General features: G+C 61.5%; 14 protein-coding genes and 1 tRNA gene. 7 read left to right on the forward strand and 8 right to left on the reverse strand.

Annotation, left to right across the window (positions count from 1 at the left end; genetic code table 11):
• The first annotated feature begins 42 nt into the window (after nucleotides 1-42).
• Nucleotides 43-1,080, forward strand: a complete 1,038-nt coding sequence (locus AC02Y0_RS14985) for a Fe(3+) ABC transporter substrate-binding protein (RefSeq protein WP_102019225.1) — start codon at nucleotides 43-45, stop codon at nucleotides 1,078-1,080.
• Between the two features lie 90 nt (nucleotides 1,081-1,170).
• Here AC02Y0_RS14985 and AC02Y0_RS14990 read toward each other — a convergent pair whose 3' ends face one another.
• The 5 genes from AC02Y0_RS14990 to AC02Y0_RS15010 form a co-directional block, all read right to left on the reverse strand.
• Nucleotides 1,171-2,229 (reverse strand): M48 family metallopeptidase, encoded by a 1,059-nt coding sequence (locus tag AC02Y0_RS14990; RefSeq protein ID WP_476379672.1) that lies wholly within the window; start codon nucleotides 2,227-2,229, stop codon nucleotides 1,171-1,173.
• Nucleotides 2,219-3,286, reverse strand: coding sequence for a YjgN family protein (locus AC02Y0_RS14995; RefSeq protein ID WP_476379674.1), 1,068 nt, complete (start codon nucleotides 3,284-3,286; stop codon nucleotides 2,219-2,221). Before AC02Y0_RS14995 ends, AC02Y0_RS14990 begins: the two co-directional genes overlap by 11 nt.
• 121 nt (nucleotides 3,287-3,407) lie before the next feature.
• Nucleotides 3,408-3,800, reverse strand: coding sequence for a GFA family protein (locus AC02Y0_RS15000; RefSeq protein WP_476379676.1), 393 nt, complete (start codon nucleotides 3,798-3,800; stop codon nucleotides 3,408-3,410).
• Between the two features lie 213 nt (nucleotides 3,801-4,013).
• Entirely contained in the window at nucleotides 4,014-5,510 is a 1,497-nt protein-coding gene (locus tag AC02Y0_RS15005; RefSeq protein WP_476379678.1) for a CoA-acylating methylmalonate-semialdehyde dehydrogenase, read from the reverse strand.
• A 106-nt stretch (nucleotides 5,511-5,616) separates the two neighbouring features.
• On the reverse strand, nucleotides 5,617-6,522 hold the full coding sequence (locus AC02Y0_RS15010; protein ID WP_476379680.1) for an NAD(P)/FAD-dependent oxidoreductase: 906 nt from the start codon (nucleotides 6,520-6,522) through the stop codon (nucleotides 5,617-5,619).
• A gap of 134 nt (nucleotides 6,523-6,656) precedes the next feature.
• Between AC02Y0_RS15010 and AC02Y0_RS15015 the strand changes: the two genes are divergently transcribed.
• The 6 genes from AC02Y0_RS15015 to AC02Y0_RS15040 all read left to right on the forward strand — a co-directional run bounded on the left by AC02Y0_RS15015 (nucleotide 6,657) and on the right by AC02Y0_RS15040 (nucleotide 11,484).
• Nucleotides 6,657-7,118, forward strand: coding sequence for an Rrf2 family transcriptional regulator (locus AC02Y0_RS15015; RefSeq protein ID WP_476379682.1), 462 nt, complete (start codon nucleotides 6,657-6,659; stop codon nucleotides 7,116-7,118).
• A 32-nt stretch (nucleotides 7,119-7,150) separates the two neighbouring features.
• Nucleotides 7,151-8,032: a LysR family transcriptional regulator gene (locus AC02Y0_RS15020; RefSeq protein ID WP_476379684.1), complete on the forward strand. Its 882-nt coding sequence runs from the start codon at nucleotides 7,151-7,153 to the stop codon at nucleotides 8,030-8,032.
• Between the two features lie 97 nt (nucleotides 8,033-8,129).
• On the forward strand, nucleotides 8,130-8,735 hold the full coding sequence (locus tag AC02Y0_RS15025; protein ID WP_476379686.1) for a HupE/UreJ family protein: 606 nt from the start codon (nucleotides 8,130-8,132) through the stop codon (nucleotides 8,733-8,735).
• Nucleotides 8,736-8,893: 158 nt separating this feature from the next.
• A complete protein-coding gene (locus tag AC02Y0_RS15030) occupies nucleotides 8,894-9,997 on the forward strand; it encodes a branched-chain amino acid aminotransferase (protein ID WP_476379687.1) in 1,104 nt (367 codons plus the stop codon).
• A 175-nt stretch (nucleotides 9,998-10,172) separates the two neighbouring features.
• Entirely contained in the window at nucleotides 10,173-11,036 is an 864-nt protein-coding gene (locus AC02Y0_RS15035; protein WP_476379689.1) for a DUF6671 family protein, read from the forward strand.
• A gap of 232 nt (nucleotides 11,037-11,268) precedes the next feature.
• A complete protein-coding gene (locus tag AC02Y0_RS15040; protein ID WP_476379690.1) occupies nucleotides 11,269-11,484 on the forward strand; it encodes a DUF6074 family protein in 216 nt (71 codons plus the stop codon).
• Here AC02Y0_RS15040 and AC02Y0_RS15045 read toward each other — a convergent pair.
• The 3 genes from AC02Y0_RS15045 to AC02Y0_RS15055 all read right to left on the reverse strand — a co-directional run bounded on the left by AC02Y0_RS15045 (nucleotide 11,471) and on the right by AC02Y0_RS15055 (nucleotide 12,640).
• Nucleotides 11,471-11,773, reverse strand: a complete 303-nt coding sequence (locus tag AC02Y0_RS15045; RefSeq protein WP_476379692.1) for a PilZ domain-containing protein — start codon at nucleotides 11,771-11,773, stop codon at nucleotides 11,471-11,473. The genes AC02Y0_RS15040 and AC02Y0_RS15045 overlap by 14 nt on opposite strands.
• A gap of 185 nt (nucleotides 11,774-11,958) precedes the next feature.
• Nucleotides 11,959-12,035: transfer RNA gene (locus AC02Y0_RS15050), tRNA-His, on the reverse strand.
• 164 nt (nucleotides 12,036-12,199) lie between these two features.
• Nucleotides 12,200-12,640 carry a phasin gene (locus tag AC02Y0_RS15055; RefSeq protein WP_102019213.1) on the reverse strand — a complete coding sequence of 147 codons (441 nt, stop codon included), beginning with the start codon at nucleotides 12,638-12,640 and terminating at the stop codon, nucleotides 12,200-12,202.
• Nucleotides 12,641-12,838: the final 198 nt, after the last annotated feature.

Below are 12,838 nucleotides of genomic sequence, written 5' to 3' on the forward strand. Positions count from 1 at the left end.
TCATGAATATGCCCCTCAACAATCCAAGAGGGAGGCTATGCCATGACATCTATTCGCACACTCGCACTCGGTGCTGTTTCCGTTCTGGCTCTTTCGGCCGGCGCTGCGCAGGCCGAAGGCGAGGTCAACATCTATTCCTACCGCCAGCCGGAACTGATTCAGCCGCTGATGGATGCCTTCACCAAGGAAACGGGCATCAAGACCAACGTGCTCTTCCTCGACAAGGGCCTCGTCGAGCGCATCACGGCAGAAGGCGCCAACTCGCCTGCCGACGTGATCCTGACGATCGACATCGCGCGCCTGACGGAAGCCAAGGACGGCGGCGTGACCCAGCCGCTCAACGATGACGACATCAACAAGCAGATTCCGGCGCAGTATCGCGATACCGACGGCAACTGGTTTGGCCTGACGACCCGCGGTCGCGTGGTCTACGCTTCCAAGGACCGCGTTTCGGAAGATGCGATCACCTATGAAGAGCTTGCCGACCCGAAGTGGAAGGGCCGCATCTGCATGCGTGATGGCCAGCACTCCTACAACATCGGCCTGTTTGCCTCGATGGTCGCCCATCACGGCGCCGACTACACCGAGAAGTGGCTCGCTGGCCTGAAGCAGAACCTCGTCAAGAAGCCTGACGGCAATGACCGCGCCCAGGCCAAGGCGATCCATGCCGGCGAATGCGATCTCGGTCTCGCCAACACCTATTACCTCGGTCTGATGAAGACCAATGAGAAGGAGCCGGAAGAGAAGGAATGGGCCGCTTCGGTCAAGGTTCTCTTCCCGAACGCTGCCGATCGCGGCACGCATGTGAACATCTCCGGCATGGCGCTGGCCAAGAATGCCCCGAACAAGGACAACGCCGTCAAGCTGATGGAATTCCTTGCGTCGGACGAAGCTCAGTCGATCTACGCCGAGCAGGTCTTCGAATATCCGGTCGGACCGAACGCAAAGGTCTCCGAAATCGTCGCCGGCTTCGGCCCGATCAAGGCAGACCCGCTGCCGCTCGTCGACATCGCCGCCAACCGCAAGACGGCTTCAGAACTGGTCGACAAGGTCGGCCTGAACGAAGGCCCGACGCAGTAAGCTTCGGCAGAACCCAAAAATCAGAAGGGGCGGTCTTGGACCGCCCCTTCTTGCATTTCGGCACAGGGAATTGCGTTTCCGTTAGGTCGTCTAGGACCCGCCGGCTCCGACCTCGCGAGCATGATCGTCGATCGCCTTGCGCCGCTCGGCTGTGCCCGGATGAGTGGAAAGGAAAGTCGAGTCTCCATCGAGCCCGAGTTTTTCCTCCAGCAGCGCGAAGAAGCGGCCAATGGCACGCGGATCGCGTCCTGCCTTCGCCATCAGTTCCACCGAGATACGGTCTGCCTGATTTTCCGCATCGCGCGAATGCGAGAGCGACATAAGGGCCGCACCATTGGTCAGGATATCCTCACCGGCCGCCCCAACATCGCCTGCAATCAGCATGATCAGGCCTGCCATGCCAGCGGCGCGGTACAGCTGCCGAAGCGAATGCTCTTCCTCGACATGGCCGATCTCGTGGGCAAGCACCCCGATGATCATGTCCATGTCGCCATCCGCCAGTTCGATCAGCTCATCGGTGATCACAAGCGTGCCATCCGGCAAGGCGAAGGCATTGGGACCAATGACGCCGCCATGGCGGAAGTTCAGGTTGTAGCCTGCACGTCCGTGCGACGAGAGGTCTGCGATGCCGTTGAAAGCCTCGCGGATTTCGGCCTGCCGGGCATCCGGCAGCTTGCTGTCGTCGAAGAGCGCCTGATCAAGCGAGAGCAAGGTGCCACTCGCCATCCATTGGGTAACCGCCGGCGGTGTCACCAGGACGGCAACCTCGACCAGCGCCGGCACCGCATAACGATAGATCAGGCCGGCAAACAGGAAGACGGCAAGCACGAATGCGATCAGCCGCGGATGAAAGCGCTCCAACTCGTGGACGAAGCCGCTTTTCCCATGCCTTTTCAGCCAGAGATCGACGGCATCGTTGTCTTCGGTCTCAAACATAGAGCCGTCGACAAAACTGATCCTGCGCGGAATGCGACCGACCCGGGCGGATATCTCCGTCCGGGCCAGATCTCCGATAGAAACCGGATCGCTCCCTGCAGCCAGCCGGACATAGAGCGTCTTGCTCTCGCCCAGCAGGGCGGCTGGTTCCGCGCGGCTGGAGCCGGGCGGATGCCAGCGACCGGAGGCGATGCGCTTGTCGTCAGAAGCCAAAGTCGAATCCTTCGAGATCGAGATATTCTGCCGTCACGGCAGAACCGGAGGCCTGCATCGACGATACCACATCATCGAGTTCACCATCGACCACGATGCCGGAATGCTCGATCACATACCGATGTTCGCGGACCGCTGCCCAGGGGCGCATCAGGCTGAGAGTGAGGACCGTGACCACCAGGTTCGAAATGACGATCCAGAAGTAGCGAAGCCGTCCGAGATCGGAGAACAGGGTGTGGCGGCTATCGAAGCGGGTGGCGTTCATCACCACGTTGCGAACGCCGATGCGGTAGAAGATTGCGGCCACGCCCCAGAGTACGATCGCGGGGACCAGTGCGCCGTAGATGCCGAGAATGAGATCCAGTTCCGGGTCCATGCTGGTACCGGCACCTTCGACCGCGCTGTAATAGGCCGCGATGCCGAGCAAGCCACCGACGGCAGCACCAACCAGCATCAGCAGGAAGGCCGGCAGCCAGACGCGGTAGAGCGCGCCGATCTTCGGATCGGTCTCGAAAGCGCGGTCGCCATAACGCAGGTTGTTGAAGATATAGCGATAGAGCCAGCGGCTGGCGAAGGGTGCCAGAATGCCGAGCGAGAAGAAGGACACGAGACCGCCGACGATGATCGCGAAGAAGGCGCCGCCGGTCTTGCCGACGAAGTCGAAGCGGATGTTGCGGTAGCTCGTGACGCGGGCGTTGAAGCGCAGGCTGCGCATGACAATCCACGGCAAGAGGACCAGCATCAACAGCGCCAGGATGCCGCCGATGATCGGGCTGAACGTTAGAAGCACGTTGTAGGCGACGATGTAGCCGAAGACGATGGCACGGCCGATGAAGATCTGCAGGCCCCGGGCATGGTAGTCGAAGGAGTGACCGTCAATGAACGAGTTTCCGTAGAAATAGCGATTGCGCCGGACCTTAGCCCAGGCGGAATAGATGCCGACTGTAATGATGGTCAGCAGGATGTTGACGATCCAGATGCCGAAATACTCACCGGCGCTGCCACGAAACTCGCCGCGGCGCAAATTGGCCGCACGGCCAAAAACTGCCTCTTGCATGAAATGTCCCTCATGAAATCAAAACCGGCACGTCGCTATCCCCCGCGACGCGCGCCTGAACATTGATCATGAGACATCCATGCACTCAAGTGCGCTAGGACACTTCGGACGCCTGCAGGCCTCAGGTTTCGGCGATCTCGATGCACCACCATTTCGGCCGGCCACCCTTGTAGGAATGATAGGCGGGTTTGAGATCGGCGGCACTTGTCCGATCGAAGCTACCGAGCAGGAGCGCCACCGTGGGCTGGTCATCGATGGCGCCGAGCGAGGAGCCACACGTGCTGCAAAAGGCGCGCGACGAGATGTGGGATGAGCGCCAGGTGGAAGGCTCCCCTGATGGGCCAATCCAGCGGACGGCTTCGCGCGGGAATTCGACCCAGCTGGCCGTCAGGCTTCCGGTGTGGCGCTGGCACATCTTGCAGGAACAGGTGTGTGGTTTGGCGGCCGGCGCGTCGGCTTCGAAGCGCACCGCTCCGCAGAGACAGCCTCCGGTGTGGATCTTCTTTTTCGGCATGGTCAGCCCTCCCGACAGCAAAGCTATCAAGTGGCAACAGGCTGACAAGAGAACGCCACCCCGTCTTTCGACGGAGTGGCGCAAATGTGATCGAACGGATGGTTCGCTTACTTCATCGTCGGCATGACGAATTCGGCAACGTCCTTGATGCCCGCCCGACGCCCGCAGCAAACGAAGTGCCGCGAGGACGTCGAAACTAGCAATCGTCCGGCATCACTTCATCGTCGGCATGACGAACTCGGCGCCATCCTTGATGCCCGACGGCCAACGGCTTGTGACCGTCTTGGTGCGGGTCCAGAACTTGATGGAGTCCGTGCCATGCTGGTTAAGATCGCCGAAGGACGAGGACTTCCAGCCACCGAAGGAGTGGTAGGCGAGCGGAACCGGGATCGGCACGTTGATGCCGACCATGCCGATGTTGATGCGCGAGGCGAAGTCGCGGGCGGCATCACCATCGCGGGTGTAGATCGCAACGCCATTGCCGTACTCGTGCTTCATCGGCAGGTCGAGGGCTTCTTCATAGGTCTTGGCGCGAACGACCGAGAGGACCGGGCCGAAGATCTCGGTCTTGTAGATGTCCATGTCGGGCGTGACGTGGTCGAAGAGGCAGCCGCCGACGAAATAGCCGTTCTCATAGCCCTGGAGCTTGAAGTCGCGGCCATCGACCACGAGCTTGGCGCCGGCTTCGACGCCGCTATCGATCAGGCCCTTGATGCGCGCCTGGGCTTCCTTGGTGACGACGGGGCCGAGATCAGCCTTGTCATCGGTGTAAGGGCCGATGCGCAGGCTTTCCACCATCGGGGTCAGCTTTTCGATCAGGCGGTTGGCGGTTTCCTCGCCGACCGGAACGGCAACCGAGATTGCCATGCAGCGTTCGCCGGCCGAGCCGTAGCCTGCACCCATCAGTGCCTGGGCGGCCTGGTCGAGGTCGGCATCCGGCATGATGATCATGTGGTTCTTGGCGCCGCCGAAGCATTGGGCACGCTTGCCGTTGATCGCAGCCGTACCATAGACGTAACGGGCGATCGGGGTGGAGCCGACGAAGGAGACGGCCGAGATATCAGGATGGGTCAAAATGCCGTCGACGGCCGACTTGTCGCCATTGACGACGTTGAGGATACCGGCCGGCAGACCTGCCTCGATCATCAGTTCGGCGAGACGGATCGGAACGGACGGATCGCGCTCCGACGGCTTCAGGATAAAGGCGTTGCCGCAGGCGATGGCCGGCGCAAACATCCACATCGGGATCATGGCCGGGAAGTTGAACGGCGTGATGCCCGCGCCGATGCCGACAGCCTGGCGGATCGAATACATGTCGATGTTCGGGCCGGCGCCTTCGGTGAACTCGCTCTTCGACAGATGGGGGATGCCGATGACGAATTCGCAGACTTCGAGGCCACGGATGATGTCGCCCTTGGCGTCTTCGATGGTCTTGCCGTGTTCGCGCGAGAGGGTCTCGGCGAGGCTGTCCATGTTGTCGTTCAGGAGCTGGACGAATTTCATAAAGACGCGGGCGCGGCGCTGCGGGTTCGTGGCGGCCCACTTGGCCTGAGCGGCCTTGGCGTTCTCGACGGCAGCATTCAGCTCGTCGGCGCTGGCGAGCGAAACCTCGCCCTGCACTTCGCCGGTGGCCGGGTTGTAGATCGGCTGCTTGCGACCCGAGGTGCCGGCGACATGCTTGCCGCCGATGAAATGACCTACCTGATACATGGGTATCCTCCTGGATTGTTATGGAGGCAGTATGCGCTTTGATTTCCACAAATCAACGCGATGATTTACGCATCTGTTGTGCGCAGATTGAAGCAAGATGGCTTTCTTATTTCCATAGAGAGGCCTCGATCAGGGCACGATGGGCGTGAATGCCGGCCATGGCGCCCGACGCGCTGGCCAGTGTCGCATTGTGCATGGGACTTGCCGCGTCGCCGGCTGCAAAGACGCCGGGCTCGCTGGTGCAGCCCAGTTGGACCTTGATGTGAAAGCCTTGCGGCCCCTCTTCCAGTTCCAGACCGACCTGGGATGCAAGCGGCGAGGCGATGGACACCTTTGATTGGGCAAAGAGGGCGTGGACTTCCACAATGCGTCCGTCCGCCAGGCGAACGGCTTCAAGCCCCTGCCCTTCGCCGATCAGTTCCACCACGCGCTCGGTCTCGATCGTGACACCTCGGGCGGCGAGCATGGCCTGCTGTTCTTCATCGAAGGTTACCCCGGGTTCGACAAACATGGTCGTGCGGCCCCAATCCGGCAGGATGCTGCCTTGATGAGCCGCAAGCGGTGACGAAGCGAGGATGCCGATCGGGCCGCCGCCGATTTCGTAGCCGTGGCAGTAAGGGCAATGCAGGACTGTCCGACCCCAGCGCTCGGCGAGGCCCGGGATCGACGGGAGCGTATCGGTGACGCCGAGAGCAAGCACGAGAACCTGCGCCTCAATGACACGGCCGTCGGCCATGCCGACCCTGAACCCGCCCAGGCAGCGCTCGGCGCTCTTCGCCTCCCCTTCAAGAAGGGTGAAGTTCGGATAGCGGGCAAGCTGCTCCAGAGCCCGGCGGCGGATCTCTGACGGAGCCACTCCATCCTGTCCGAGGAAGCCGTGCGAAGCTTCGGCAAAACGATTGCGCGGGCGCGCCGCATCGATGAGCAGAATGTTGCGGCGGGTGCGGGTGAGCTGCATAGCGGCCGAGAGACCGGCGAAACTTCCACCCACGACAACGGCATCATACTTCATGCGAGACCCTCATGTAACTTTTGATGTTATGTATCTTATTAAGTTACGTGAAGCCTCGCCGTCAAGTGATGTAACTTGACTTGTTGCATGACGATGGCTGCGCTACGGATCAGTCAACACTGGAGGAAACGCCGATGCGCGGGGATAGCCGCCTGTCCCGCATGCTGCATGTGCTGATCCATCTCGGACGCCGCAGGCAAGCGGCGACGTCGGAGATGATCGCCAAGATGCTCAACACCAATCCGGTGGTCGTTCGCCGGACGATGGCAGGCTTGCGCGAGCGCGGCTATGTGCAATCCGAGAAGGGACATGGCGGCGGCTGGAAGCTCACCAAGAGCCTGGACCAGATCAGCCTGTTGGACGTCTACGAGGCGCTTGAGCGACCGGAACTCTTCTGCCTCGTCAGCGCGTCCGACCATCCGGGTTGCCTTGTGGAGCTGTCGGTCAACGAGGCACTCGAGGATGCGCGGCGGGAGGCGGAGGCACTATTGCTCTCGCGTTTCGCGACGCTCAAGCTCTCGGATATCGCTGGCGACTTCGACAGGCGGATGGACATGCTGGGCTTGAGTAGCGGCGCGCATGGCTTCGATACGTGATCCCCTAAGCGACAGACGGAGGAGGCCTTGGCATGAACTGGGATGACGTTCGCATCTTTCTCGCCGTAGCCCGCACCGGCCAGATCCTGGCGGCCTCGCGCCGTCTGGGCCTCAACCACGCCACGCTGTCGCGCCGGCTGACGGCGCTGGAGACGGCGCTCAAGACACGCCTCTTCATCCGCCGCACGAATGGCTGCGAACTGACCGCCGAGGGCGAAGCCTTTCTCGCCTCTGCCGAGCGCATGGAAACGGAAATGCTGGAGGTGCAGGCACGGCTCGGGCGCACCGATACGCAGGTTGCCGGCACGGTCCGCATCGGTGCCCCCGATGGTTTCGGCGTATTCTTCCTCGCGTCCCGGCTCGGCGCGCTGATCGAGCGGCATCCGGAACTTAAGATCCAGCTGGTGCCGGTGCCGCGCTCCTTTTCGCTGTCGCAGCGCGAGGCGGATATTGCCGTGACGCTGGAGCGGCCGGATCAGGGGCGGCTCGTTTCGTCGAAGCTCGTCGACTACACGCTCGGGCTCTATGCCTCGAAGGGTTATGTGGAGGCGAACGGCTTGCCGGGAACGCCGGAGGAGCTCAAGGCCCATCGCCGCATCGGTTATGTGGAGGACCTGATCTTCACGCCGTCGCTGAACTTCACCGGCGAGGTGATGCGCGACTGGAATGCGGGTTTCGAGATCTCCTCGGCGATCGGCCAGACGGAGGCTGTGCTGGCGGGTGCGGGCATCGGAATCCTGCACAGCTATATCGCGCGCCAGCACGAGAGCCTCGTGCGCGTCCTGCCTGATATCACGCTCCGGCGCGCCTACTGGACGACCTTCCACGAAAGCGCGCGGGAACTCGTGCGCGTCCGGGCGGTCGTGCAGTTCCTGCAGGACGCCGTCGAGCAGGATCGGGCGATCTTCAGCTGATGCAGCTGGCCAATAAGCGGAGCGCGGTTTGAGGACGCTTTTCCGTCATGATCGACGCAGATAGACTGCGCCGATCTCATCACCCATGGACACTCACATGCGCCAGCCCTCGCTTCATCTCGGCCTTCCCGCCTTTCTGCTTGCACTCCTCTCCGCCGTGCCGGCCAGTGCCCATGTGATGGACGGGCCGCTCGGCGGGTTCGGCTCGGGTTTCGGGCATCCGCTCGCCGGTTTCGACCATCTGCTTGCCATGCTCGCCGTCGGTCTCTGGGGCGCGCAGATGGGCGGGCGCTCGGTCTGGACGCTGCCGGCCACCTTCCCGATGATCATGTGCGTGGGCGGGATCATCGGCATGACCGGCGTCCTGCCGGACCAGCCGATCGAATACGGGATTGCCGTTTCGGTCATCGTACTTGGCGGTGCGATTGCGGCCGCCTGGCGGGCGCCGGAATGGGCGGCGCTGGTGCTGATTGCAGCCTTTGCGCTGATGCATGGCTATCCACACGGCGTGTTGGCACCCCGCGCCAGCGACCCCGCAGCCTTCACTGTCGGCTTCGTGGTCTCGACCGGCGTGATCCATGTGATCGGGATTGCGATCGGCGCGGCGCTGAAGCCGATCGGCGGCGGGCGGCTGGTGCAAGGCTTAGGCGCTGCCATCTCGCTTGCCGGCGTCTGGTTCCTGTTTGGGCTCGTGACAGGCTAAACTGGCTCCCGGCCCTGCAGACCAAGCGTTTTGCTGCAACGCGATCGCACGGTTTCTGTTGACAAACCTGGATCAAACCGCACAAACGACGGCACCGGCCGCGACCGTTTCATCGGCGTGGCCAGCGCAACCGTGAACAGCTCAGGCACAGGCTCTCTATGACCACGAATACCGCACTTCTCGACTTCCAGATCGTTCCGAATGCCGCGCCCATGCCGGAAGCCGAGCGGCTCGCGGCTTTTGAAAATCTGGGCTTCGGTACGCTGTTCACCGACCACATGGCGGTCGTGCATTGGCATGTCGACAAGGGCTGGCACAGCCCGGAGGTCACGGCCCGCAAGCCGTTCCAGGTCGATCCGGCCGCAAGCGTTCTGCACTACGCCCAAGAAATCTTCGAAGGCATGAAGGCCTACAAGGCTGCCGATGGCCGCATCACGCTTTTCCGCCCGGAAGAAAATGCCCGCCGCTTCAACAGGTCGGCCGAGCGCATGGCGATGCCTGACGTGCCGGAAGAGCTGTTCCTCAAGGCGGTCGAGGAACTGGTGAAGATCGACGCAAAGTGGGTTCCGGAAGGCGAAGGCAGCCTTTATCTGCGCCCCTTCATGTTTGCGAGCGAAGCCTTCCTCGGCGTCCGGCCTTCACGCGAATACATCTTCTGCGTCATCGCCTCGCCGGTTGGCCCCTATTTCAAGGGCGGCAGCAAGCCGGTGACCCTGTGGGTCAGCGAACACTACACGCGCGCCGCTCCCGGTGGCACGGGTGCTGCCAAGTGCGGCGGCAACTATGCGGCAAGCCTCCTCGCCCAGAAGGAAGCCGCCAGCCGCGGATGCGACCAGGTCGTCTTCCTCGATGCCGCCGAGCACAAGTGGATCGAAGAGCTGGGTGGCATGAACGTCTTCTTCGTCATGGACGACAACACCGTGGTCACGCCGCCGCTCTCGGGCACGATCCTGCCCGGCATCACGCGCAACTCGATCATCAAGCTTGCCAACGACAATGGGCTAAAGGTTGTCGAGCGTCCCTATTCCTTCGACGAATGGATGGCGGATGCCCGCAGCGGCAAGCTGCGTGAGGCCTTTGCCTGCGGCACGGCTGCCGTCGTTGCCGCGATCGGCACCGTGCGCCATCCGGGCGGCGAATTCGTCATCGGCAATGCCGGCACGGGGATCGAAACGGAAAAGCTGCGCAACCAGCTTACCGGCATCCAGCGCGGCTCGGTTGTCGATGCGCATGGCTGGGTGAAGGAAGTCACGCGGGTCTGAGGCCTCTGCAGCCGTCGCCGAAGTTTGAACCCCGCTACGGTCCCGTGGCGGGGTTTTTCGTTTGCTGGATACAACGACGTTCTAGAAAATGGAACGATGGCCCGCGAACAATGAATTTTTCAAACTCGCTCCTATGCGCCCAATGGCGGATGTGCAGGGGAAACGAGGAAACTGGATGAAGGATGTGAAGACCGGTTCGGGCATGACGCCCCCAAGGCGGGTGGCCATGGCAACGATGCATGGCAAGGAGCAGGTATTGATTCCGCCCTTGGCTGCCATCGGCATAGAGCTTGTGCTGCCATCGAGCCTCGACACGGACCAGTTCGGCACCTTCACCCGCGATCGCCCCCGGGCCGGCTCGATGCTGGAGGCCGCCAGAGCCAAGGCGGTGGCTGCGATGCAGGAAACAGGGCTACCGGCGGCGATCGCCAGCGAAGGCGCTTACGGGCCTCACCCGACCATCCCGTTTCTCGCGGCTGGCCGCGAGTTGATCCTGTTTATCGATCGCGAGCAGGGTTACGAGATCGCCGAAATGGCGATCGACGACCGTCCGACCTTCGGCCATTGCCAGACAGCCTCGATTGCGGATGCCCGAGCCTTCCTCGAACGGATCGCCTATCCCGGACAGGGTGTCATCGTCGCGCCTGTGGGCCGGCTGGCCGAACCGGTGGCAAAGGGCATCCGTGACGACCGGGAACTGGAGAATGCGATCTCGGCAGCCGTCAGGCTCTCCACCCAGGGCATGGCGCATCTCGAAACCGACATGCGGGCCTTCATGAACCCACGCCGGATGGAGGTGATCGGCGCGCTCGGTGCGCAGTTGGCATCTCGGCTGGCCACACCTTGCGCCACCTGCTGCCATCCGGGCTGGGGCAAGGTGCGGACCGAATACGGCCTGCCCTGCAGCCTCTGTGGCAGCCTGACATCCCTGCCGCGGCGCGATGTCTATGGCTGCGTGTCCTGCGACGCGGAGGAGAAGCAAGAGCTTTCCCCGGAAGCCTTGGCCGACCCCACTAACTGTCAGCTTTGCAATCCCTGACGAGATCATTCCAAGGCACCTTAATCCTTGGGGAAATATGTCAACCGAAGTTGACAATCAAATTTGCCTTTTATTAAGTTCTAATGAAAGCGAGTCTTTGTTGCCCACCGTGTCGCAGTCGCATGCATGACGCATAAACCTTGCACCGATGGAGCTCCCCTTGCAGGCAGATCAACACGCCCAACCACCGTGTTCCCTCAACTTCTTTCCACTGATGCACCGGAAGGATCTGGTGCATCAGGCCGCACAGGCGCTGGATCGCCTGAATGGGGCAAGCGCCGACCGCTACTGGATATCACTATGCCGTTCGCTCGGCGCCGAGTTGACATCGCTCGGCTGTCCGCATGAGCGCGCTGGAGGAGAAATCCTGGCGTTTCAGGAGGCTGTTCTGACAGCCCTTGTGGCGATGAACCGAGACAACCGGTCTTCGGCCATCATGCAGGCATGAGGGTGGTGAGCTGTGGCGCGAGCCGCTGCATGACAGCGGCAGATCTGGCGTTGCGAATTCGGGCGCCGATCTGACCGTCTTCAGACCAGATGACTTCGCCATGCAAGACGCCGAATGCGTTGCCATGCAGGATGAAGGCTTCGGCCTCCTCCAGCCTCAAGCCATCGCTGAGGACCAGTCGCAAGCCGGTTTGGCTCCAGTCGGATATGGATGCCTGGAAATGGCACCCGTACAACAGCACCAGGGCATCCATCTCGCACTGCGAACGCTGCTCGTTTCGACGCTCCATCGGCTCTCCCATTGTTCGGGACAGTCAGAGCATCAAACAGGGCTGCCAGAAAGCGGGAAGTGCCCGAACCCTTGTTTTCGGGTAAACGCAAAGGATCGAATTTTAATTGATCGTTGCGCCGCAAAGCTGCAAACGCACGCAATTGCGGGGATAGGCCAATGACATATTTGGGCTTTGGGAGAGAATGGTACGGTTGGGGGGTCTCGAACCTCCGACCTCAGGTGCCACAAACCTGCGCTCTAACCAACTGAGCTACAACCGCACATGACCGCGTCGCTGACGCCGTCGAGGGGTCACATACGAGCAGATGGATTTTTTTTCAAGCCCTTTCTGCGCATTGCGTGAAAAGGCTCGGGATAAGGAAAAGGCCGGGCTATGCGCCCGGCCCGAGATCCTTGGGAGGATTTCTGAACTCGCGTCAGGCGATCAGGCAACCTTGAGCGAGGACATGACCTTTTCGGCGGCTTCCTTGCCAGGCTTCGTCATCGTGTCGGCAACCTTCTTGGCGGTTTCCTGGATGGCCTTGGCCTGTTCGATCGTCACTTCAGCCTGCTTGCGGATGAAAGCGGTCTGCAGCTCAACGAGCTCGGCAACCGACTTCACGCCGAGAAGCGCTTCCATGTGGGACAGCGAAAGGTCAGCATTGGTGCGCATGGCGTCGATGGCCTTGAGGCCGAGTTCGACGGTGCCGGCCTGGGCCGTCTGGACGGTGGCTTCCACGGTCTTCGTGGCTTCTTCCGTGGCAGACTTCATCTTGGCATAGGCTTCCTTCGACTGGGCTGCACCCTTTTCGGCGAAGTCACGGAAGCTTTCCTGCATCTTCGAAGGATCGAAGGAGGAGAAAGAGAAGATATCCTTGGTGTTCATGGCGCATTTCCTCTTGTCGCGGGATCCTTGGTGACCCCTCATGTTTCATTCATGAACCCTATATAGCACCGGGTATTGTGCATTGCAATATCATTGTGCGCTGCACAATTAGATTTTCTGCATGTTGATAATCCGGCCGGATTAACCTTATCAACCGAAAGGCGCCCCACTTTCTGGACCCAAAGGCACTGCCTAGCT

The sequence above is a fragment of the Allorhizobium sp. nf9_anc genome (assembly GCF_056323085.1).